Here is a 22,312-nt window from a genome sequence, read left to right on the forward strand (position 1 = left end):
TTTCACAAAAATACAAAAAGCAAGAGAAGTAAATTTCTCTTGCTTTGTTTTTTATTGAATTAATTTACTGATGTGGCTTGAGCAACCGTGAAACCAAATTTTGTTGCAATTTGAGCAGAAATTGCATCAAGTTTTGCACCCAATGTGTCGATATCCCATAAACCGTTTGTCCCGCTTGTTAGCGAAGCAAGCATAGCATCTACCTCTGCTTTTGTAAAATAAGGGCTGTTTGTTCCCGGCTTATTCGTGTATCTTAATGACATTATAAAACCATAACCCTCTGACAAAGCGTGAAATGCTTTTGCCCCATTATCGGTTGCTAATTTTCCTTTTCCTTCTTGCAAGTAATATACCGCTCTAACAGCAGGAACCATTGCAAGTTTTGCTTTAATAATATCAATTTGAGCATCACGAACTTTATAATCATTAGCTACAATTGCCGCTCTGCCTTTACGGAAAGCTAAATCAATATCAGCTTTTATAGTATTAAAATCAGCATCAGCATTAACTTGATTAATATAACTGCTCCAAAATTTGAAAACATTAGGTGTAACGGTTAAATTATCGCCTCCATAAATATAACCATAGGCTTCATCCCAAGTGTGTTCCATCGTTGTGTAAGATTTACCCGCTACTAAAACTTTAGCAGTATTGTCAGCTTTATTAGTGCTTTCGTCTAATTTATTCAAACTTAAATAATTATTTACAACTTGATCTAAAAAGCAAGCTCCCATCATTCCTTTTAACAATACTTGTTGAGGCTCTAATCCGTTTGCAGCTAATAATCGCTTACTTGATCCATCCAAATAGACACCGGCAACACCTGCAGAAGCAGTCGTTCCTTGGCTTGCGGCCTTAGCATTGTCAAATTGTGTTTCAAATAATTCACGAACATTAATCTGTTCAGTAGTTGAACCACCACCAAGATATAGCGAAAAATAATCTTTCGAAGCAGCCGTTTTATCTTTTAACTGTTTTCCTGAGGTATTTAACCCTGTACCTGTAAAATGATCGTTCGTGTTTGCATACATTTCAGATAAAACAACGTTGTCAGCAACAGTTCCGTTTGTTGCGGCTGTACTAAAATATTTTCCCATCTCATCAAGCATTAATAAACGGCTTGTCTGACCTGAATAATCTATAGAAGTCACAGCGTCTCTTTCGAACGTGTAAGTTGCCGGAACGGTATAATTGAAAGTTTCTTCAGGTGATGTGTCGTCACTTGAACAAGAAGCAAATCCCAAGAATATAATTGATAATGCAGAAAGAGATAATTTTTTAAATTCCATATTTGGTTAATTTAGATTGGATTAAGATAATTTTTTGCAAATATAGGAACGTATTTCAAATTGCCAAAGATTATTTAGAATAAATAAATACAAAGCCATAATTCATTGATATTTTGCATATTAAAACATGTTTTATTTTATTTAAAACATAAATCCGATATATCATCTTGAATTTTTACTCATAATTACCCTGTAAATACTTACAAAAGGCAAAAACAAATTATTAAAAAAAGACTCATATTTTTTTTGAAGATCTTCTTCTTTACTGATTCCGAAGGTAACTTTATTTACTTGTTTCGAGCGTAACAAGGTTCCAAACATCCAGTCCCAAACGGCTAATTTTGACCCCATATTACGATCAAAATGTTCCGGCTGGTTACTATGATGGATTTGGTGTTGGTACGGGCTCATAAATATGTATTCCAAAAAATTAAAATATTTGAATTTAATACTGGAATGGCGTAGATTGGCGCCAAAAAACATAAAAATAAAGGAAAAAATATTGATTCCTAAATAGGTGATCATCTCAACTTGGTGCGCCGAGAGATAATCAAATAAACCCATAACTAATCCGAAGACCAATGTTTCCTTGATGTTTACAAGAATGAGTTCAACAGGGTGTATGCGATATTGTGTTACGGGATTCAGCGTTGTGGCGGCATGGTGAATTTTGTGAAACTCCCACAGAAATTCAAATCGATGCATGAGGTAATGAATGACATAAGTAGTGAAATCACTCACTAATGTTAGTGTAAGGGTATATAAAATCAGGGTTTGAGTTATGCTTAAAGTTATTTTTTCATAACCAAAAGTTCGTGCCAAAAAATCATCGGTATAAAAAGCCAGATAGAATCCAAAGGCCAGATAAGGGCCAATCAGTATCACTTTAATTATGCTGTTAAAAAACAACATCACATAATCTACTTTGGCAGATTTGCTTAGCCATGTTTTTTTGTTAAAAATATAATTGAGGAAAGAGCCTTTTTGTTTGGTTTTAAAATATATTAAATAGGCAATTAGCACTGTAGGAATTAAGTAAAAAAAAGAAAGTCGGTTATCCGATTCCGTAAAATTACCTAAAACTACTTTAATTACTTCATTCAATGTTTTAAAACCCTCCATCATTATTGTTCTTGTTTTACAATTAAATTTAATAAAACGAATAGAATTCTATCTGTTTTATTTATTGAGCTAATTTATGATAATCAAAATAACACCTTCTTTCTATCGCATCCATAAAAGGATTTTAATTTTTGCAAATGTACAAATCAGTACACAAAAACAAATAGCAATTTCAATGCATTACAGTGTATTCATCAATAAACTGCCTAAAAGAGAGCTTCTTTCGTTATCAGCTGCATAACCAAGTTCATTAACAGCACTATATAAAAAACACTAAATACCTTTAACTTTTATAAGTCTCATCCATTGCTCAGCTAATCCTCACCTCCTTCTTCTCTTTCATTTTCTTATTTGTGTCTCAATAATTGGATTAAATTATCCTCTCTTTTTTCAGGAAATTCAAATATAAAACTACCCCGCTTTTGAATTAAAATTAGAGTTATTCAACTTTATCAATAATTTTATTATTTGTATTTAATCTAAATAAGTGTAAATTTGCGACATAAAATTTAAATAACCGCCATGAAGTTTAATTACATGATTGTGTTATTGGCCTTTTTTAGTATTGGCCAGGCACAAAATTCTCAAATTACAGGAACAATAAGTTCTGAAAATAACGAAGGGGTTTCATACGCCGCCGTATCGATTAAAAACCTTAAAAAAAGCACTACCGCAACTGAAAAGGGATATTTTGAAATTAACAACCTGACTCCCGGAACTTATACGCTTCTTTTTTCTGCCATGGGATTTTCTCCTCAGGAAAAAACAGTTGAATTGCATGAAAATGAAAAGCTTGATCTTTCTGTTACTTTAAAGGAAAACATCAATACATTACAAACAGTTGAAATTACAGGCAGAAAAGAGAAATCTTATAGAAATACCAAATCTTTTATTGGAGCAAAAACAGAAATTGCCTTAAAAGATTTGCCACAAGCTGTGTCGTATGCTACAAAAGAATTAATTGCCGATCAGGGATCTATACGTGTAGGTGAAATTGTTAAAAATTTTAGTGGCGTAAGTCAGTTTACTTTTTACGATGATATTTCGATTAGAGGATTTAGAATAAACGGAGGAAGCAATACTCAATTACTTAACGGATTAAGAACTTCAACCGGGTTCTGGAAACAGCCATTAGCCAATTATCTGGAGCGTGTAGAGGTTTTAAAAGGTCCGTCATCTGCCTTATTTGGTAATGCATCGCCTGGAGGGGTTTTGAACAGAGTTACAAAAAAACCTTTAGATCAGGCGGCAAACAGCGTGAGTTTCTCGACCGGAAGTTTCAATACCTTAAGGGCATTAGCCGATTTTACCGGACCACTTACTGAAGATAAATCACTTTTATATCGTTTGAATTTAGGTTACGAAAATGCAAACTCTTTTAGGGATTTACAATTTGACAAAAATTTGGTATTTGCCCCTTCCCTGTCTTTTTTACCAAATGACAAAACGAGTGTCAATTTTGATTTAATCTATACCAGTTCAAAAAGTATATTGGATCGAGGTCAGTCAACTTATGAAAATAATCTTTATTCAACCAAAACTTCAAATTCATTAAACTCAACTAATGATTATCTAAATGAGGAAACGTATATAGTAACGACTTCATTAAATCATCAATTTAGTGATCGTTTATCATTTTCTGCTTCTTATATCCGAACGGGTTATAATGAAGATCTTCTAGAACATCGCGGCGCGAACAAATATGCTTCAGCAGCAGACGGAAGCACAATTCCGACAGCAATTGAGATGCAGGTTTTTATGCGTAAACGTAAACGTTATATCGATAATCTTTCTACTTTTTTTAAATATGAAGCAAAAACTGGGGACTTAGATCATAATTTGATTTTAGGATATGATTATGCACAGGAAGAAGTTCCTTCTGGTGGCTCTCAACTCGAGGCAAGAGGATATAGAAATGCTGCCAATACAGGATTTATCAGTACCTATAATCCTAATAACAGTAGTGCTTATTTGTTAGATGCTAATGGAAATCCTGTTCCCAATGTGGCACATTTTGACTTAACGAATCCATCTGGATCACAGCAATTAAAAGACATGAGCAAGTATTTTTATGTTGCCCGTCCGTTTGATCCAACTTATTATTCCTTGTATGGTATTTACCTGCAGGATCACATAAAATGGGGAGCATTTCAAGCTTTAATTGGAGTTCGATATGATGAATATACCGATAAAGAGAATTATAAAAAAGATAACGAGAATAAAGTAAAACAACATTCATTTTTGCCCCGTTTGGGCCTTACATATACCGTTAATCCTAATATTAATCTTTATGGTACGTATGTAAAAGGATATAATCCGCAAACGGCATCTTCATTATCGAATCCAAATGCCGGAGGTCCTTTTGACCCGTTAGAAAGTAATATGATAGAGTTTGGAGGAAAATCATCATGGTTTAAAGAAAAATTATTTGTAACGCTTGCTTTATTTAAAATCGAGCAAAAAAATACTTTATACAATGCCAACGATGCCTCGAATGCTGACTTAATGAGAGCAATTGGAAAGGAAGAATCAAAAGGTATTGAAATCGACATCAACGGTAATATTACCCGCGAATGGAGTATCTCAACCGCTTACTCATATAATGAAGCTCATATTACAGATAGTCCTGTAGCATCTGAGGTTGGAAGACAAAAACCAAATACGCCTATACAACAGGGAAATATCTGGACACGCTATAATTTTACACATGGTGCTTTAAAAGATTTTGGTATTGCCATGGGTTCCAATTTTGTAACTACACGTAATTTAAGTATTAGCGCCACTCAGACAATCCCTGGTTACACATTATTCAATGCGGCACTTTATTATAATATCAATAAATTCAAGATACAATTAAATGCCAACAACATTACTAATAAAACCTATTGGGTTGGTGGCTACGATTACATTCGTCTATTTCCCGGAGCACCTGGTAACTGGTTACTTACTCTTGGTTATTCATTTTAAAAACTCTTTTACTTATATTTAAAAACTCCTGAAGAGTATCTAGTATGAATAAAACATTGAAAAAAAATATTAGAAAACTACATTTATGGCTCGGACTTGCTTCCGGGCTTGTAGTTTTTGTAGTGGCACTAACAGGAAGCCTTCTGGTTTTTGAAGATGAAATTGAGCAATTCATAAATCCTGAGTTTTATACCGTTTCTACTGTTGGAAAATCAAAAAAAACAATTGATTATTGTACTGATATCTTGCAAAAACAATATTCAGTTGAAGAAATTAATCGTATTTATACCTATAATGATCCTGAACGTACGATGCGAATTCTGGGGAAAAATTCTGAAGGGGAATCAATAATTTTCTCTGTTGACCCGTATTCCGGAAAAGTATTAGGTTCTGTAAATAAAAAAAACAGGTTTTATTCGGTAGTTTTAGATTTACACCGACATTTAATAATGGGTGATGTCGGGCAATTTATTACGGGCTGCTCTTGCCTGATTTTTGTTTTCATGTTAATCTCGGGAATGATTTTATGGTGGCCAAAAAAAATAAAAAATTTAAAGCAACGCTTAACCGTAAAATGGAATGCCTCCTTTAAAAGAGTCAATTGGGACTTTCACTCTACTTTTGGTTTTTACAGCTTTTTCATACTGCTAATCATCTCTCTAACAGGCCTTACCTGGTCTTTTAAATGGTTTGAAAGTGCTATTTATTATCTAGCCGATGGCACAACCAACAAACCTTCAGCTAAAGTGGAAAATCCAACAAAAATTGACCCTAAACTAAATAAAACTGCATTTTACCAGCATATTTTACAAGCTACTGATAGCATTTATTTATACAAAGGGAATGTACAGATCAGAATGCCGAACGATAGTATTAATAGCATTTTTGTAATTAAGGAAAATTTAGAAAAAACGATTCCGAATCAATCCAGTGCTGCTTATTTTGATAAATATACCGCTGAAAAAATTGAAATAAGACCCTACGAATCTTTTTCAAAAGGAGATAAAATAAGACGGTTGATTTATCCTGTTCACACCGGAAGCATTTATGGATATCCAACCAAAATACTAGCTTTACTGGTTTGCCTTTTTGCTGTAACATTGCCTATTAGTGGTTTATTAATTTGGTTAGGAAGAAAAAAGTAAACCATAGTAACCTGATCTCAATATTAAAAAAAGATTTGATCTTTTTATATATAAAAACCCGACCAACAACAGTCGGGTTTTTGCATCTTAAAAATTAACGCAGGTCTACAATCTCCCCGCTCCTGCTGAATTTGGATAAATTAAGTATCTAAAACTTAAGTGCTAATACTGCCTGCAACATTTCAAAGCCTGACCAAAACCCTTCTGCCTCAATTTCTGGCATTTGCTCAACTCTTGATAAAAGGACATCTTCTAATTTGTCTTCACTTAAATTAGAAGATTCTGATCCTAAAACATATCGTACTGCTTCTAAATAATTGTCTTCGCTGATGATTCTCCCTGAAAAATTTGTGATATAAACTTATAACTTTTAGTAGTATAATCAACTCATACTCTTTTAGCAGGCTTTTTGGATTTTGCCTGTTATTTTGTGCGCAAAAATGAATGATGCAAAATTTATTTTTATAATTTACTCCAAAACAGTGTTTTAACACAAATTTTTAAATAAATTTACCCTACAAAAAAAGGGTATATTTCCCCTTGCCGACTGTAGGAATTTAAAATAATTTTGTTTGTAATAATTTATTTAAAATACTATTTACCAATTAATTAACCAATTAACCATCAAAATGATTATGAAAAAAGAACCTGGAAGACCCACACAATTAATTACAAAAAAGTTCGCAAAGGACTTACATTTGAATTTTATGAAATGCCGAGCCAGTATAATTGCTAAATACATTAAAAAAGAAGATGCCAATGCTGTTTGGTTTTCTGTTGAAGAGCTCGAAAATTACATTCATTACATCAAGTCAAAAGGCGAGAAAACGGGTTATGATGTAAACGGAATTCGTTTTTATTTTGGAGTATATCCGGATGAAAAAAAATATGCTGAAAAAGCCGGTCTAATGACCTTGTTTTTAACCGCTACAGGAAAAAAAATCAGAACAAGTACTCCAGGCAAGATACAGACTTTTGCATTAGTTCAGGAAAACGACAATGCTGATATATCAAGTATTGAACCCATGAATTATGGAAGCATCGGAAGGCCGCCTAGTTTATTATACTAAAAAATTATGTTTGAATTTCTACGATTTTATATTGTCTATTTAGCTTTATTTTCAGGAATTATTGGATTGATTTCATGGCATAAGCTTCCTGTCAATAAAGCTAAATTTTTGGTGATTTTAATTTGGTTTTCTGTCATAATAGAAAAAGTCGGATATTATTTTACCGAATGGACAGGCCTGTTAAACTATTATGTTTTTAATTTTTATATGCTGGTCAGTTTTTGCGCCTACATCTTACTTTTAAGGAGTCTTTTATCAAAAATAAGTTATCGAATAGTGGCGCTCCTTAGTCTGGCAGTGTTTCTGCTGTCATTTTTTATGAATATTTTATATTTTAAAGAAGATGTAAATCATTCATGTACTTATAGTTTTGCCATTGGCGTATTGCTAGTTATGATATTATCATGTTTATATCTCGTAGAAATTTTTAATTCAGACAAAATATTAAATTTTAAAAAATCGGTCTTTTTTTGGTATATATTAGGAATTTTAGTTTTTCATGTGCCATTTTTGCCCTTTATGCTTGCTTTAAACTGGTTTTTGATCAAACATGACGAATCCATTTTTAGTTTAGTAGTGTTTATTTTAAATGTTCTGGCTCACACTTGTTATGTTATTGGATTTTTATGGAGCGAAAAGAAATACAATTATTAGTCATTTCATTAGGTATTGTTTTTTTAACTTTACTGATCATTCTGCTTGTTATATTCTTTTATTTTTTAAAAAAGAAAAATAATTATTTAGTTGAAAAAATGGAATCAGAACTATATTTTCAATCCGAATTAATTAAAACAAGAATAGAGATTAAAGATCAGACACTAAGTGAAGTCAGCAAGGAACTTCATGACAATATAGGCCAAATCGTTTCTGTTGGAATCATGCAGCTTAATATGTATCTCAATAGCGGAAAAGCAGTTCAAGCCAGCGAACTACATGATTTGAAAGAAACATTAGCCAAATCATTAGACGAAATAAGGATTTTATCCCGAATCATCAATAAGGACAATTTACTTCAGAGCAATTTTATCGAAGCCATAAAACAAGATCTGGAGCGCATAAAAAAACTAAAAAACATTCAATATCATTATAATGTTAGAGGAGAAATCCCTCAGATTAGCCAGGAACATGATTTATTTATTTATCGAATTTTTCAGGAAGCAGTACACAACAGCCTTAAACATTCGCACAGTGATTTATTTGAAGTGAATATTAAAACAACTGATACCGTTTTTCATTTGGAAATAAAAGATTTCGGAATTGGTTATGATGTAAGTCAGATAAATTTCGGATTAGGCTTAAACAACATGAAATTAAGAGCAAAATTAATTGGTGCTGCCTTAATAATGCAATCAGATTCATCAGGAACAACCGTGACTATAGAATACCCCCTTAATCAAGACCAATGAAACCTCACACTAAAAATAGAATTATTATTGTAGATGATCATCAGCTTTTTTCACAATCTCTCGAACTTTTAATCAACAGTTTTAAAGATTTTGAAGTAATTAACCGCTTTGAAAATGGCAAAATATTTATTTCCTGCCTGGAAGATCATGTTGATATAGAAGTAGACCTAATTTTATTAGATGTCAATATGCCTGTTTTAGACGGTGTAAGCACGATGAAATGGATCAAAGAAAACAGACCCGATTTAAAAGTGATCGCCCTTTCGGTTAATGATGATGAAGAAATTATTATAAAGATGATTACCAACGGAGCAAAAGGCTACTTGCTGAAAGATACTTCGCCAGAAATATTTAAGGATGCTATTGCATCTGTTATCGAAAAAGGTTTTTATTTTACAGAATTAGTTTCGGGTATGCTGGTCAAAAAAGCCAATGATGATTCCAAAAAAATCAATTTAAAAGAAAAAGAAATAGTTTTTATAAAACACGCCTGCACAGAAAAAACCTATAAAGAAATTGCTTCAGAAATGTGCCTCAGCCCCAAAACAATTGACGGATATCGAGAATGTTTATTTGATAAACTGGAAATAAAAACCCGTATTGGCTTGGTTTTATACGCCATTAAACACAAAATTGTCTTAGTGTAACAGGCAGGACAACATATAAAATAAACCTATGGGCAGAAAGTCCATAGATTTGGTTAGCAGACTGAACTAAGGGCTTATAATAAATATTGAGACCATATTCGAAAATGTAACTCTTTTTGGTTATTTAAAAAATACCCATATTTTCAGGTTTGATTACAAATCCCAAACGTAACATGCTTTTATGTTCCTGGTAATCAATCAAACTTTCTGTGTAACCCACAAACCATTGAAGCGTGAGGTAATAATTCTCATTTTTGTACGGTTTCCAGTTTATCTGTGTCTGCAAAGAGCCATAATTGATAAGTCCGCTTCCTTTTCTGAAAAGAATATCTGCACTCCATTGTCCAGGCTGTATCTGATAGGTTGCACTTGCTTCACCATAACCCACATATTTGGTAAGTTCAGGATTATCTTCCTTATCGACAATCGGAATCCATCCTCTCAGCCCGACAGTCCACCGGGGAGAAATCTGCGACTTTAATGAGAAGGCAAGCATATTCCAGGTTCTGGAATAAATAGAATCCCTGCCGTTTGATTCGTGTTCAAAAGAGATTGTTCCATACGTTAGCCTTCCCCCTTTTAAATAAAAGGGACGAACGATGGCTGCTCCAGGATTAAAATTAATTTCTGCAAAAGGTTTTGAGCTTGCATAAATATCCCAAAATGCTTTTTGGGTGTACATTAAATAGGAAAAAAAACCACCCCACAAAGGTTTGGAACTCAATCTTAGCTTAAAGCTTACCTGATATTTTATATCCGCTGAGTTTCGATTGATGGAAGCATTCAACGGTACGCCTGTTAAGAAATAATTGTCCTTGTGGACAGAAAAACTGGATTCCGTCAACAGTGAATCTGCTGCCCGGAGATCTTTGCTCTGTTCTAACAATTGTGCATTTGCCTCAATTGAAAACAAAATGAAACAAATTAATAGGTATTTCAAGTACATTCGTATGATTTAATTGGAGTTATTTTTTAGCATTTACACTAATATACGCTATTTTAAAAACAAAGCTACTGTTGTTCATCCTAATTCTAAATTAATAAGACCTGAGTTCAGTTACCATATCCAATTTTTTATTCAATATTAGTTGGGAACTAAAATTCTTAAATTAAGGAAAACCGTAAAAACAGCATTATTCAAAGCCGGGCTTTAAGCTAATAATTAAAAAACCCTGATCTGAGTACAGTAATCCGGCCTTTATAATTTTAACCTGAATATATGCTGAAAGAACTCTGTTAATTGAGAACAAATTTTCCATAACGAAAAAACAACCTGTTAGTATTAAAATCAGAAATGAAGGAAGCTAAGCAAAATACACTAAGTACATAGTTGCAAACTAAATCTGAGACCAATAAATGATTTAAACGATTGAATTCCTTTATTATGCGTATCAGTCTCTTTCTGGTGGACTAATCTATTGCATTGTGAACGATCTAATTTTGAAATTATTTGAGAAAACAGCGTTATATTTGCCATAAAGGGCAACTCAAAGATAATTGAGATAGTGTTTTAAGTTGTGATATCGATGAAATAACAGAACAAAAGATAAGGACAAAAGCACTGGCATTAAATTCTAACATTAAAATTATTCAGCATGGTAAGGAAGCGGACTATTAAAAATCTGAAATCTTACTGTTTAAATGAATGTAATTCTTAAAATTGATATTCCTTATGTACGAAGCTATTAATAAATTCATGACCCGATGCGCGAATTTTTCTGAAAAAGAATTAGAAATTTTCAATTCTTTGTTAAAGCATAAATCAGTACCAAAAAAAACGTTTTTATTGCAAGAAGGAGAAATTTGCAATTTTGAAGCTTACATTATAAAAGGATGTATTAGAAATTATTACATCAATGAAAATGGTTTTGAAGTTATCATTCAGTTTGCAATTGAAGATTGGTGGGTAAGTGATATTGCCAGTTTTCATGATCAGAAACCGAGTAAAATTTATATTGAAACTCTTGAAGATTGCGAAATATTTATACTCTCTGATAAAAATAAAGAAGAATTATTAAATCGGGTGCCAAAATTTGAAAGAGTATTTAGATTAATGGTACAAAAAAATCTTTCGGCAACTCAAAACAGATTAATAAATACAATTGTAAAAACTGCTCAGGAAAAATATCTCGAATTTATCAAATTATATCCCACTATTCCTCAACGGGTTGCCCAACATTATATTGCATCCTATCTTGGTATCTCTGCCGAATTCCTGAGTAAGATCAGAACCCGAATATCTAAACAGTAATCATTAAAATTTAATTGTTTTTGTAGCAATCTCTACTGCTATTGGATAAGCATGTCCATAAATGAACTATATATTTAAAAATCAATCAATTAACCATCAGACACTTTCCTGAACTGGTTCAATGCACAAGTAAAAAAGATGCCTAAAATTTGTATTATCAAAATGTGATGAGAAAGTAAAAAAAGAACATTTTACTTTCTTGAACTGGTTCAATGCACAGGTAAAAAAGATACCCAAAATTTGCACTATCAGAATGTGATGAAAAAGTAAAAAAGAACATTTTACTTTCTTGAACTGGTTCAATGCACAGGTAAAAAAGATACCCAAAATTTGCACTATCAAAATGTGATGAAAAAGTAAAAAAGAACATTTTACTTTCTTGAACTGGTTCAATGCACATCCTTCCGGAGTTTCACAACTTTGTACTAACATTATAAATAAGTAAATCATGAACAGAAAAGATTTCTTAAAGAAAGGAATACTGGGAACTGGAATTTTTGCCGCAACTGCTGCTTTTGGAAACATCATGAAAAATGAAATTGATGAAATTCAAGAGTTGGAAGTTCTTGGTCATAATCATTTACCAAACATAAAATCAGAAGAATTTGAAAATACAGTAGTTCATAAATCTGATTCAAGAGGAATAGCTAATCACGGTTGGCTAGAAAGCAGGCATACTTTCAGCTTTGCGAATTACAATAACCCGGAGCGAATGCATTTTGGAGTTTTACGAGTTTTAAATGACGATAAGGTTGCAGCTGGAAAAGGTTTTGGAACTCATCCTCACGATAATATGGAGATCATTAGTATTCCACTTGAAGGCGATTTAGAACATAAAGATAGTATGGGAAATACTACCATAATAAAAAATGGGGATGTACAGGTAATGAGCGCCGGAACTGGAATTTTTCACAGTGAATACAATAAAAATGACAATCAATTAGTGAAGTTTCTTCAAATATGGATATACCCAAATAAGAAAAATGTTAACCCACGATACGACCAAATAACTTTAAATAAAGAAGAAAGAAAAAATAAATTTCAACAAATACTTTCTCCAAATCCAAACGATGCCGGTGTATGGATTCATCAGGATGCCTGGTTTCATATTGGAAATTTTGATAAGGGAGCTATTTCAAACTATACTATTAAAAAACCGGGAAATGGGGTGTATGCTTTCTTAATTAAAGGAACTGCCACCATAGAACAGCAAACTCTTGAAGCCAGAGATGGTTTTGGAATTTGGAATACCAATCAGTTTAGCGTAACCGCAAATTCAGATGATACCGAAATCCTATTGTGGAAGTACCAATGTCTTTATAATAATTAAATAAAAATAACTTAAATCTCAAAAATTGGAAAAATCAAATTGGGCTATTGACCCTACACACTCGGAAATTGGCTTTAAAGTAAAGCACATGATGTTTACAAATGTATCTGGAAAATTCAACACGTTTGAAGCAAGCATCGAAAATGAAGATAACAGATTTGAAACTTCAAAAATCAACTTTTCAGCAGAAATAAATTCAGTTGACACCAATAATACAGACAGAGATGGTCACTTAAAAAGTGCTGACTTTTTTGATGTAGATAACTTCCCTAAACTTTCTTTTGTTTCTACACAGATTAAGAAAATTAATGATGGTGAATATCAAATATCCGGAGATTTAACAATCAAAGATGTTACAAAAAACATCGTATTAGATACAGAATACAGTGGATTAATGACCGATCCATGGGGAAATACAAAAACAGGACTTTCAATAACTGGAAAAATAAACAGAAAAGAATTTGGTTTGACGTGGAATGCAGCCCTTGAAACCGGAGGGGTTCTGGTTGGAGAGGAAATCAAATTAGTTTCTGAAATTCAATTAATTAAGCAATAATTTTTAATCTTAAAATTTTAAAAAAATGAAAAAAGTAATTTTATCTTTAGTAGTAGGTTTTTCAACCTTGACAGGTTTTGCACAAAAACCAAGTCCAAATTTATTAAATCCAACAAACCATGCTTTGGTTTTAGTAGATCACGAAGGCCAAATGGCATTTGCAACAAAAAGCATTGATGCCATCGAATTAAGAAACAATGTGGGTTTAATTGCCGGTGCATCTAAAATCTTTAATGTTGCCACTGTTGTAACTACAGTTGCTGAGCACTCATTTAGCGGCCCTGTTTTTCCGGAAATTTTAGAGGCTTACCCAGACAGAACAAAATATATTGACAGAACTACAATGAATACCTGGGAAGATGTTAATGCCTACAAAGCCATTACCGGAAAAGGGAAAAAGAAAATTGTTTTTGCAGGTTTATGGACAAGCGTTTGTATTGTTGGACCAGTATTATCAGCTATAAGCGATGGCTATGAAGTTTATGTAATTACCGATGCAAGCGGCGATGTTTCTAAAGAAGCGCACGATCAGGCAATTACAAGAATGGTACAAGTTGGAGCAAAACCAATAACTTCTATGCAATACCTATTAGAATTACAAAGAGACTGGGCCCGTGGTGAAACGTATAAAGCTGTTACAGATTTAGCCGTAAAATATGGTGGTGCATACGGTATTGGAATTCAATACTCCAGAGAAATGTTAAAACACTAAATAATCAAAGCGGGTTTTAAAAATCCGCTTTTTTTAAAAAAAATGAGAAATGAAAACAACGATTAAATTTTCAGTTTTATTAGCATTGCTCATCACTTCGATTGGTTTTGCCCAAAAAAAGACAAGCCCTTCATTAATTGTATTCAATGCGAAAATCTACACGTTAGATGATAAAAACACAGTTACAGAAGCAATAGCTGTAGCCGATGGAAAAATTATCAGGCTGGGTAAAAATGAAACAATCTTAAAGCTAAAAAGCAAAAATACCAAAGTTATTGATGCTAAAGGAAAAACAATAATACCGGGTATTTTTGATAGCCACTCTCATGTAATTCGCGGTGGCAGATTTTTTAATACCGAATTACGCTGGGATGGCGTCCGTTCTCTTAAACTGGCTTTGCAAATGTTGAAAGAGCAGGCACAAAGAACTCCTGAAGGTCAATGGGTTCGTGTAATTGGAGGTTGGAATGCTTACCAATTTGAAGAAAAAAGACTGCCTACATTAGAGGAAATTAATGATGCTACTGGTAATGTGCCTGCATTTGTTCTGCATTTATATGGTCATGCTTATCTTAATAAAGCAGGATTAGCAAAATTAAAAATAGATGCAAATACACCAAATCCGCCAGGTGGCCTTATTCAGAAAAATGAAAATGGAGACCCAACCGGATTGCTGGTCGCAGAACCAAATGCATTTATTTTATACTCTAATATTGCTAAATTACCCGAATTAACAGACGAAGAGAAAATTAATTCAACCAAACAATTTTTAACCGAGAATAATCGCTTCGGAATTACAGCTGTAATGGATGCCGGAGGCGGATTTCAAAATTATCCTGATGATTATGGCATAACCGGTAAGTTAGCTGCTCAGGATGAACTTACGGTACGATTACCATTTTATCTTTATCCGCAAAAACCAGGAAAGGAAATTAATGACTTTACCAATTGGATTAGTGAAGTAGAAATTGGCAATCACGATGACGACCATAGTGATAAACTGGAATATTATGTTCAGGGTGGTGGAGAAAGTCTTGTAGCAACAGGTGCCGATTTTGAAAATTTTGACAAGCCACGACCAGAATTATCTCCCGTAATGGAGGGACAGATGAAAGCTGTAATTTCAACATTGGTAAAAAACAAATGGCCATTTCGTATTCATGCTACTTACAATGAAACAATTACACGTTTCTTAAACGTTATAGAAGAAGTAAATAAAGAAACGCCTTTAAATGGTTTGACCTGGTTTTTTGATCATGCGGAAACAATTACTGTTGAAAATTTACAACGGGTAAAAAATTTAGGTGGCGGAATTGCCATTCAACACCGAATGGCCCTTCAGGGTGAAGCATTTATTAAAAGATATGGTAAAAAAGCTGCCGAAAACACGCCCCCTGTTAAAGACATGATTGAAATGGGTATTCCTGTCGGGATGGGGTCTGATGCAACTCGTGTTAGCTCATACAATCCATGGATTGGTTTATATTGGTTAACAACAGGTAAAACAATTGGCGGTACCAAGTATCAGGGAGAAAGAAATATTCTGGACAGAGTAACTGCCCTAAAACTATACACCCAAGGAAGTGCGAAATTGGTAAAACTAGATGCTGATAGAGGAATTCTAAAAGAAAACTATCTGGCAGATTTTGCAATTTTATCTGATGATTATTTTACTGTTAGCGACAATAAAATTCTTGACATTACCTCAAATTTAACCATTGTTAATGGCAAGGCTGTATATGCGGATGATATTTTTAAATCAGTTATCAAACCACTGCCTAAAGCAATTCCGGATTGGTCACCAATCAACTATTTTGGCGGCTATCACAAAAATTAAATATTTTTCAATGACAACTTGTTATCATTTGATTGCTGAATCTTTTTTTTAGAATTAGTCTTTAAGTGCAATTGATATTTATGAACTTGAAAAAATTGGTATAGGATTGGGATAGTAAAAACTGTTCCCAATCCTTTCAATTTATCCATTGGCTTTACCCAAATTTTGCTATTGCTGCCAATCCAATCTTTTCCTTATTTGTATTTTTTGACTGGTAAATTTTCCATTGATAAAACATTTAGAACTAATTAATTATGAAAAAAATAGTTTTTCTTTTTTTAGTAATAGGCAATATAGCATTTGCCCAAAACCGACTGGATTTCAAAACATTGAGATATGACGAAGAATACGCTGCAGTACCACTTGATACTAATGCTGCTTTTTTTGATAAAATTAAGTTTTTGCCAATTGACAAAAACTCAAATTTAGCTCTTTCATTGGGTGGCGAATTAAGATTGCAATACCAATATTTTAAAAACGAAAATTGGGGTGGTATAGAAAATGATAATAACGGTTTTATTCTAAATAGGGCATTACTACACTCCGATTTAAAATTCAGGGAACAATTCAGATTATTTACTCAATTACAAAGCAGTACTGAAATTAGCAGAATAGATCCAAATGCTATAGAAAACAATCCGCTTGACATACACCAGCTTTTTTTTGATTTTAAATTTAATTTGAGGAAAAACAATATGCTTTTCAGGTTCGGAAGACAAGAAATGCTCTTTGGTTCGCAGAGACTGGTGTCAGTTAGAGAAGCTCCAAACAGCCGTCAATCATTTGATGCCGTTAGAATAACTTTAAAAAATAATAATTTTAAGTCGGATGCATTCTACAGTCAATATGTAAAAAATCAAAATGGATATTTTGATGACCGATTAAACCCTGAAACTAAATTATATGGACTATACAACGTAATAAACAAAGTTCCATTTATCCAAAACATTGATTTATATTATTTTGGTCTGGAGCGGGCTGATGCAAAATTTGATGATGTAAATGGAAACGAATTGCGTCATTCTATAGGAACCAGAATTTGGAGCAAAAACAAAAATTGGAATTATGATTTTGAAACCGTTTATCAATTTGGAAGCATAAAAGATAAAACTATTGAAGCCTGGACAGTTTCATTGAATACCAATTATCAATTCAATGCTTTAAAATTCAAACCAAAAATAGGCCTGAAAACCGAAATAATTTCTGGTGATAAAAACTATGACGATGATAAACTGCAAACTTTTAATCCACTATTTCCTAAAGGGGGTTATTTTGGAATAGCAGCATTAATTGGCCCGTCAAATCTTATTGATTTTCATCCCTCTATTGATTTTCAATTTCATAAAGATATAAACTTATCTATAGACTATGATTTCTTTTGGAGGTTTAGTAAAAATGATGGGATTTATCAACCAAATACAATGTTAATTTATTCTGGAAGAAATACTTCTAAAAAGTATATTGGTAAACAATTAGGTATGTCATTGGATTATAATATAAATAAATGGTTTGCGGTAAGAATAGAAGGAACCTGGTTCAAAGCACAGGATTATCTTAGAGAAGTAAGTCCGGGTAAGGATATTTTATTTGCCGCATCAACAATGTATTTCAGATTTTGAAAAGAATCAATATTACCACACGTGTGCAGAACACTTTTACTGAAATTAAATATAAATGACTTCAATAATATTTGATGTACAGTTTCCTGTATTTTTGTAATCCCACAGGTTCCCGAATTGATTCAATAAATTTATACCTCTCAAAAAACTATCAGCTCACTTTTGCATGCGATGTTGCATTTATGTTGAACTCTCAATTAATTCGAATGATTTTAATATTTGCATTTTATTAAACCGATGCAACAGAACACTGAACATCAAATTAATACATCTTCACAACAGATCCTAATTTCTCCGGCTATATGCAATCCATATCCACCTTATATAGTATTTGCGACAATGTTTAAGACCGTTAATCAGTTTGTATAAAAAAGCTACAAATTTTTAGGCTTGTAGCTTCTAACAGGAAAAGAGAAAACCACTATCCTGAACCTCATCATATATCTACGAAATTATTCTTTATATAATCTTACCTCTTTTGGGAAGTAATATTCTCCAGAAGGAGGTGTAACAATTTTCCAAGCAATTTCTGTTGGACTAATCTTAGTCAATGTGGCTTTACCACTAGTATTACTAAATGCACTTGTAAAGGTAACAAGAACTTGTGTATTAGAACTTACATTTCCATTAATTGAGATGTCTGTTGTATCTAATGTACTATCAATTTTATCTCCATTTAACTGGACAGAAATATGTGATCCTGTTAAAACGGAATTGTTTTGATTGAGCGTCAAAATAAATTCATCAGTATCCGTACTGGAAATTTTCCATTTTCCTTGAAAATTAGCAATTTGAGCTTGACAAGAGTTGAATATAGTTCCAGCTATTACTATTAAGGCTATTTTAAATATTTTTTTCATTTTAATCACAATTATAGCGTCTTTAAATATAATGTAGTTACTACTTATATGCCTTCATGTAAATAGGCATAAACAAATAGCTAGTAGGAGTTTCAATCATTTTATCCGTTTTTTGAAAAAGATGATATACATTCGCCTTATTCTATTAATACAGGGATTGAATTCTTAAATATTTATCCCATACTTACTTGCTTCTTACGTACAAAAATCCATTTGCTGTTTTGCTTCTTAAAATAATAGCGGTCAATAACCGAGCTAATCCCATTTATTTTGGTAACCATGATCTCTGCTTTATCATTTTCTATCTTAAGATTTGAAAAGGAAATTAAAACAACATTACTTTCATTGCCTCCTTTATTTATTAGTTTTAGTTGATATAGAGATTTAAAATTTAAAAAATCACTTTTCTTTAATTTGAAAGTAAAAAATTTATGTGGCGTCTCGCTATATTTGGAATACCTCTCATCAATTATTATTGAATCTAATACTCCAACTGTAAATGGTTCAAGCTTTTCTTTCTCATTTAAAAATCTCAAATCATATCTTTCCAAAGAATCAATTAAAACATTACTGTTTTGTATGATTAAATTTCTCCCATCCTCAATTAGATTGTTTTTATTTATTTCTACTTTTTCATCTTTCTTACAGCCCATAAAGGCTAAGAATAAAAAAAAGAATACTGTTTTTTTAGAAAGTCCATCCATATTGTTTTGCTATATTTGTTACACCTGTGATTCCTAATACACGTCCGAAAATAGCAGTTTCAAATACTTCTCCTGCTTCATATTGTACTCCATTTATCGTAATATCTGCCGGCAAATTATACGACTTCCTACAATAGTGAACTAGTTCATGTAAAATTACGATTGCAGTAAAAAAAGACGTGCCGTTCAAATCTTCATTTTCTCCTCCCAATTTAAATCCCCCAGTTTCTAAAGAGGCTACCAAATTTTCCCTAATAAACACAATATTAGGCGTAATATCACCTTCAAACAAGCCCCACGTGGAAATATTGGCAACCCTTATGTGTTTTTCAAAAGCAGCAACTGAAAGTAAATGATCTACAGATTGTAAACTATATCCGGATGCATTTGCAAAACTCATCTTTATTTTTGAATTATTCATAACCAATTCTCTTATTTTTGGAAGTAGTTTTAAAAGGGCTGGGTATTTAGGATCTCTAACCGGGTCAATTCGTGTGCAATCCTGACAATAAGGTTCTGGATATTCATCATTTGCTCCAAGAAATATCGGCTGACTTCCGCTTGAAGTCCCCATTGTTTGAAAACCAACTGGCATTCCGTCTGAACCTATGTAACCTGTAATTGTTATGTTTACATTAGTACTTGTATTTGTTGAACCATTAGTTGTAGGTTCTGGAATTTTATAATAATTACCCACCTGTAAAATACCACTAGTCTTATCGGGGGTAAAATAATAAAAAGAATGACCCGTGGAACGGTCCTCAAATTTTATAATTGTACCAGTATGTGATTCACCTTTTGCTGTAGTAAGTACATATTTATCTTTTGTAGAAACTTCGTAACGCTTAATAAGATCCTGAATCAGCTTGCTTAACTCGCTTTTTGTTATTACTGGTTTATCAATTATATTCGGTCCTTGTGGTGTTTCTGTAGATGAACTATTTTCCGATGGATTACTTGGATTGTCATTATTAAAATAATCATCGTATGGGTCATTATAGTAATCAGTATAATTAGGCTCATCATAAAATACAGGAATATCCGGGTAATCTGGTGCATGATAATCATTATCGACATATACTACATCATCCCATTCCGAACCATTAAAGTCCTGTCCGAAGCTTTCCTGGCTTGCTAAAATACCAAAGAACGTAAGTACCAATATAAAGTATTTATTTCTCATTGTTCTTATTTTTTAATTAAAAGTGTAGTTTTTACTTCGGTGCCATAGGTCAATCGCAGAAGATAATAACCTGCAGGAGCATTTAAGGAGATTGTTTTAGTTTGTTGCCCAGCAGTTAAACCGTTCCATTGTTCACGGTATAACTCCCTTCCAGTTATGTAATAAATACTCAAGGTTGTATCCACATCTCTGGACAAATCAAAACTAAGATTGAAGTCGGTCACTACAGGATTAGGATGTATCACTACAGAAGAAAATAATTCTTTGTTTTCATTACTTTGCCCTTCTTTTCGTTCTAAAATAAGATACATTGGTTTTTCGTTCTCCTGTTCCTTGATATTAAAAAGCTGCAGGTTCCCCACAATAAAGAGAGATTCGTTAGTTTCTAATAACTGTAATCGTGCCTCCTTGAAATCATAGGTTGCAACTGTACCATTATAAAAATGTTCGGTTCGGTCAATTTTAGAGTCATGAAAAACAATAGCATCCTCTTCGATTCTGGCAGAAAAAACAGCAGTGTCGCCGGCAGTTTCTTTCCATTCGCCTAAAAGTTCTTTTCGGTCCTGTGTAAGTTCAACTTCTATTGGGGTTTTGCTGATGATATTTTGTCCACTCCAATCATAACGTAATAAATGCCCAGTATAACTGCCCTTAATGTTTCTCTGAATAGCTTGTTGTTTTACTTTTTTAAACCTTTCAGGAATATCAGTTTCGGTGATCATAATAACTTCAGGAATTACTGTTGAAACTGTTTTAATCTGGTTTGGGTTGGCATTTTCTGCCTCCGGTTCTGCCAGTTCGATCTCGGATTTTTTTAATCCCAAAGCTGCCGATTTGCTGAGCCAATACTTGGCTTTGTCTGTATCAATAGCTACTCCATATCCGTTGCGATAGCATAAACCCAGCATATACATACCTCCGGTATCTCCCTTTTCGGCAGCCACCTCAAATAATGCTACAGCTTTAGCATAATCTTGCGGATAACCAAAACCTTTGTAATGCAAATAACCCAGGGCATAGATCGAACTGCCGCTTCCTTTGTCGGCTCCTTGTTGAAAAATACTTATCGCTAAAGGATAATCCTGGGGTACGCCTTTACCTTTCATTGCCATACTTCCCCATGCTTTGTATGCAAGATTATAGCCGCCTTTTGCCGCTTTCTCAAAATAAGCTATGGATTTTTCATCGTTTTGGGTTGTACCAACACCCTCTTTATACAATAATCCCAAATTGTACCACGCCTTGGCGTACCCATTTTGGGCGGATTTTTCAAGCCAGTTGATACCTTCTTGCTCATCTACAGGTACAGTCATTCCTTTACTGTACAATAAACCGAGTCCGTTCATCGCCTCAGCATTGCCTTGGGAAGCCAGTTCCTTAAGAGTGGCCAGCCCAGCTTCCGGATTGTAATTATTGCTTCCCTGGGTGAGTTGCGATCTTGCATTTAAAAACGCCTTCTTTGCTTCTGGGGATTGTTGCGAGTAGCCCAGCATACTGACGAGGAGAAGCAATAAGCACACACCTTTTCTTGTAGTTTTCTTCATGAATTATTTGTTTGGTTATTATTCTTAATTTCCTATCCCGCTATCTTCCTCGTTGGAGGATTAGGCAGGA

20 protein-coding genes are annotated in these 22,312 nt (G+C 33.2%); 12 read left to right on the plus strand and 8 right to left on the minus strand.

Features of this window, described 5'->3' with window-relative positions:
- Positions 1–59: 59 nt before the first annotated feature.
- On the minus strand, positions 60–1,289 hold the full coding sequence (locus J2W48_RS18590; RefSeq protein WP_310283246.1) for a DUF4856 domain-containing protein: 1,230 nt from the start codon (positions 1,287–1,289) through the stop codon (positions 60–62).
- A 162-nt stretch (positions 1,290–1,451) separates the two neighbouring features.
- Complete coding sequence (locus J2W48_RS18595; protein ID WP_310283248.1) at positions 1,452–2,414, minus strand: sterol desaturase family protein; 963 nt, start codon at positions 2,412–2,414, stop codon at positions 1,452–1,454.
- 519 nt (positions 2,415–2,933) lie between these two features.
- Here J2W48_RS18595 and J2W48_RS18600 point away from each other — a divergent pair.
- From J2W48_RS18600 to J2W48_RS18625, 6 genes are all read left to right on the plus strand, one after another.
- Positions 2,934–5,378 (plus strand): TonB-dependent siderophore receptor, encoded by a 2,445-nt coding sequence (locus tag J2W48_RS18600; RefSeq protein WP_310283250.1) that lies wholly within the window; start codon positions 2,934–2,936, stop codon positions 5,376–5,378.
- Between the two features lie 56 nt (positions 5,379–5,434).
- Complete coding sequence (locus tag J2W48_RS18605) at positions 5,435–6,523, plus strand: PepSY-associated TM helix domain-containing protein (protein WP_310283251.1); 1,089 nt, start codon at positions 5,435–5,437, stop codon at positions 6,521–6,523.
- Between the two features lie 635 nt (positions 6,524–7,158).
- A complete protein-coding gene (locus tag J2W48_RS18610; RefSeq protein WP_310283252.1) occupies positions 7,159–7,593 on the plus strand; it encodes a hypothetical protein in 435 nt (144 codons plus the stop codon).
- A 6-nt stretch (positions 7,594–7,599) separates the two neighbouring features.
- Positions 7,600–8,247, plus strand: a complete 648-nt coding sequence (locus J2W48_RS18615; protein ID WP_310283254.1) for a hypothetical protein — start codon at positions 7,600–7,602, stop codon at positions 8,245–8,247.
- A gap of 98 nt (positions 8,248–8,345) precedes the next feature.
- The gene (locus J2W48_RS18620; protein WP_310283255.1) at positions 8,346–8,999 is read left to right on the plus strand and encodes a sensor histidine kinase; all 654 of its coding nucleotides are present in this window, start codon (positions 8,346–8,348) and stop codon (positions 8,997–8,999) included.
- Positions 8,996–9,646 (plus strand): response regulator transcription factor, encoded by a 651-nt coding sequence (locus J2W48_RS18625; RefSeq protein WP_310283256.1) that lies wholly within the window; start codon positions 8,996–8,998, stop codon positions 9,644–9,646. The genes J2W48_RS18620 and J2W48_RS18625 overlap by 4 nt, the downstream gene beginning before the upstream one ends.
- A 124-nt stretch (positions 9,647–9,770) precedes the next feature.
- Here J2W48_RS18625 and J2W48_RS18630 read toward each other — a convergent pair whose 3' ends face one another.
- Both J2W48_RS18630 and J2W48_RS23155 read right to left on the minus strand, forming a co-directional pair.
- Positions 9,771–10,592 carry a phospholipase A gene (locus tag J2W48_RS18630; RefSeq protein ID WP_310283257.1) on the minus strand — a complete coding sequence of 274 codons (822 nt, stop codon included), beginning with the start codon at positions 10,590–10,592 and terminating at the stop codon, positions 9,771–9,773.
- A 372-nt stretch (positions 10,593–10,964) separates the two neighbouring features.
- The gene (locus J2W48_RS23155; protein ID WP_409025188.1) at positions 10,965–11,123 is read right to left on the minus strand and encodes a DUF4372 domain-containing protein; all 159 of its coding nucleotides are present in this window, start codon (positions 11,121–11,123) and stop codon (positions 10,965–10,967) included.
- 195 nt (positions 11,124–11,318) lie between these two features.
- Between J2W48_RS23155 and J2W48_RS18635 the strand changes: the two genes are divergently transcribed.
- The 6 genes from J2W48_RS18635 (at position 11,319) to J2W48_RS18660 (ending at position 17,951) form a co-directional block, all read left to right on the plus strand.
- The gene (locus J2W48_RS18635) at positions 11,319–11,897 is read left to right on the plus strand and encodes a Crp/Fnr family transcriptional regulator (RefSeq protein WP_310283258.1); all 579 of its coding nucleotides are present in this window, start codon (positions 11,319–11,321) and stop codon (positions 11,895–11,897) included.
- 448 nt (positions 11,898–12,345) lie between these two features.
- The gene (locus J2W48_RS18640; protein WP_310283259.1) at positions 12,346–13,227 is read left to right on the plus strand and encodes a pirin family protein; all 882 of its coding nucleotides are present in this window, start codon (positions 12,346–12,348) and stop codon (positions 13,225–13,227) included.
- 25 nt (positions 13,228–13,252) lie between these two features.
- On the plus strand, positions 13,253–13,783 hold the full coding sequence (locus J2W48_RS18645; RefSeq protein WP_310283260.1) for a YceI family protein: 531 nt from the start codon (positions 13,253–13,255) through the stop codon (positions 13,781–13,783).
- Between the two features lie 25 nt (positions 13,784–13,808).
- Positions 13,809–14,495 (plus strand): hydrolase, encoded by a 687-nt coding sequence (locus tag J2W48_RS18650; RefSeq protein WP_310283262.1) that lies wholly within the window; start codon positions 13,809–13,811, stop codon positions 14,493–14,495.
- Between the two features lie 49 nt (positions 14,496–14,544).
- On the plus strand, positions 14,545–16,332 hold the full coding sequence (locus J2W48_RS18655; protein ID WP_310283264.1) for an amidohydrolase: 1,788 nt from the start codon (positions 14,545–14,547) through the stop codon (positions 16,330–16,332).
- A gap of 254 nt (positions 16,333–16,586) precedes the next feature.
- A complete protein-coding gene (locus J2W48_RS18660; protein WP_310283266.1) occupies positions 16,587–17,951 on the plus strand; it encodes an alginate export family protein in 1,365 nt (454 codons plus the stop codon).
- Positions 17,952–18,403: 452 nt separating this feature from the next.
- Here J2W48_RS18660 and J2W48_RS18665 read toward each other — a convergent pair whose 3' ends face one another.
- The 4 genes from J2W48_RS18665 to J2W48_RS18680 all read right to left on the minus strand — a co-directional run bounded on the left by J2W48_RS18665 (position 18,404) and on the right by J2W48_RS18680 (position 22,242).
- Entirely contained in the window at positions 18,404–18,811 is a 408-nt protein-coding gene (locus tag J2W48_RS18665) for a hypothetical protein (RefSeq protein WP_310283268.1), read from the minus strand.
- Between the two features lie 173 nt (positions 18,812–18,984).
- Positions 18,985–19,515, minus strand: a complete 531-nt coding sequence (locus J2W48_RS18670; protein ID WP_310283269.1) for a hypothetical protein — start codon at positions 19,513–19,515, stop codon at positions 18,985–18,987.
- A complete protein-coding gene (locus J2W48_RS18675) occupies positions 19,499–20,698 on the minus strand; it encodes a hypothetical protein (protein ID WP_310283270.1) in 1,200 nt (399 codons plus the stop codon). The genes J2W48_RS18670 and J2W48_RS18675 overlap by 17 nt, the downstream gene beginning before the upstream one ends.
- A 5-nt stretch (positions 20,699–20,703) precedes the next feature.
- A complete protein-coding gene (locus J2W48_RS18680) occupies positions 20,704–22,242 on the minus strand; it encodes a T9SS type A sorting domain-containing protein (protein WP_310283271.1) in 1,539 nt (512 codons plus the stop codon).
- Positions 22,243–22,312: the final 70 nt, after the last annotated feature.

Source organism: Flavobacterium piscis, assembly GCF_031457575.1.
GTDB lineage: Bacteria > Bacteroidota > Bacteroidia > Flavobacteriales > Flavobacteriaceae > Flavobacterium > Flavobacterium piscis_A.

Coding starts and splice junctions, on each gene's coding strand:
- J2W48_RS18665 (WP_310283268.1), bottom strand. CDS start 18,811: ATGAAAAAAATATTTAAAATAGCCTTAATAGTAATAGCTGGAACTATA.
- J2W48_RS18650 (WP_310283262.1), top strand. CDS start 13,809: ATGAAAAAAGTAATTTTATCTTTAGTAGTAGGTTTTTCAACCTTGACA.
- J2W48_RS18680 (WP_310283271.1), bottom strand. CDS start 22,242: ATGAAGAAAACTACAAGAAAAGGTGTGTGCTTATTGCTTCTCCTCGTC.
- J2W48_RS18610 (WP_310283252.1), top strand. CDS start 7,159: ATGAAAAAAGAACCTGGAAGACCCACACAATTAATTACAAAAAAGTTC.
- J2W48_RS18635 (WP_310283258.1), top strand. CDS start 11,319: ATGTACGAAGCTATTAATAAATTCATGACCCGATGCGCGAATTTTTCT.
- J2W48_RS18620 (WP_310283255.1), top strand. CDS start 8,346: ATGGAATCAGAACTATATTTTCAATCCGAATTAATTAAAACAAGAATA.
- J2W48_RS18655 (WP_310283264.1), top strand. CDS start 14,545: ATGAAAACAACGATTAAATTTTCAGTTTTATTAGCATTGCTCATCACT.
- J2W48_RS18630 (WP_310283257.1), bottom strand. CDS start 10,592: ATGTACTTGAAATACCTATTAATTTGTTTCATTTTGTTTTCAATTGAG.
- J2W48_RS18590 (WP_310283246.1), bottom strand. CDS start 1,289: ATGGAATTTAAAAAATTATCTCTTTCTGCATTATCAATTATATTCTTG.
- J2W48_RS18615 (WP_310283254.1), top strand. CDS start 7,600: ATGTTTGAATTTCTACGATTTTATATTGTCTATTTAGCTTTATTTTCA.
- J2W48_RS18640 (WP_310283259.1), top strand. CDS start 12,346: ATGAACAGAAAAGATTTCTTAAAGAAAGGAATACTGGGAACTGGAATT.
- J2W48_RS18625 (WP_310283256.1), top strand. CDS start 8,996: ATGAAACCTCACACTAAAAATAGAATTATTATTGTAGATGATCATCAG.
- J2W48_RS18600 (WP_310283250.1), top strand. CDS start 2,934: ATGAAGTTTAATTACATGATTGTGTTATTGGCCTTTTTTAGTATTGGC.
- J2W48_RS18675 (WP_310283270.1), bottom strand. CDS start 20,698: ATGAGAAATAAATACTTTATATTGGTACTTACGTTCTTTGGTATTTTA.
- J2W48_RS18670 (WP_310283269.1), bottom strand. CDS start 19,515: ATGGATGGACTTTCTAAAAAAACAGTATTCTTTTTTTTATTCTTAGCC.
- J2W48_RS18660 (WP_310283266.1), top strand. CDS start 16,587: ATGAAAAAAATAGTTTTTCTTTTTTTAGTAATAGGCAATATAGCATTT.
- J2W48_RS23155 (WP_409025188.1), bottom strand. CDS start 11,123: ATGGCAAATATAACGCTGTTTTCTCAAATAATTTCAAAATTAGATCGT.
- J2W48_RS18595 (WP_310283248.1), bottom strand. CDS start 2,414: ATGATGGAGGGTTTTAAAACATTGAATGAAGTAATTAAAGTAGTTTTA.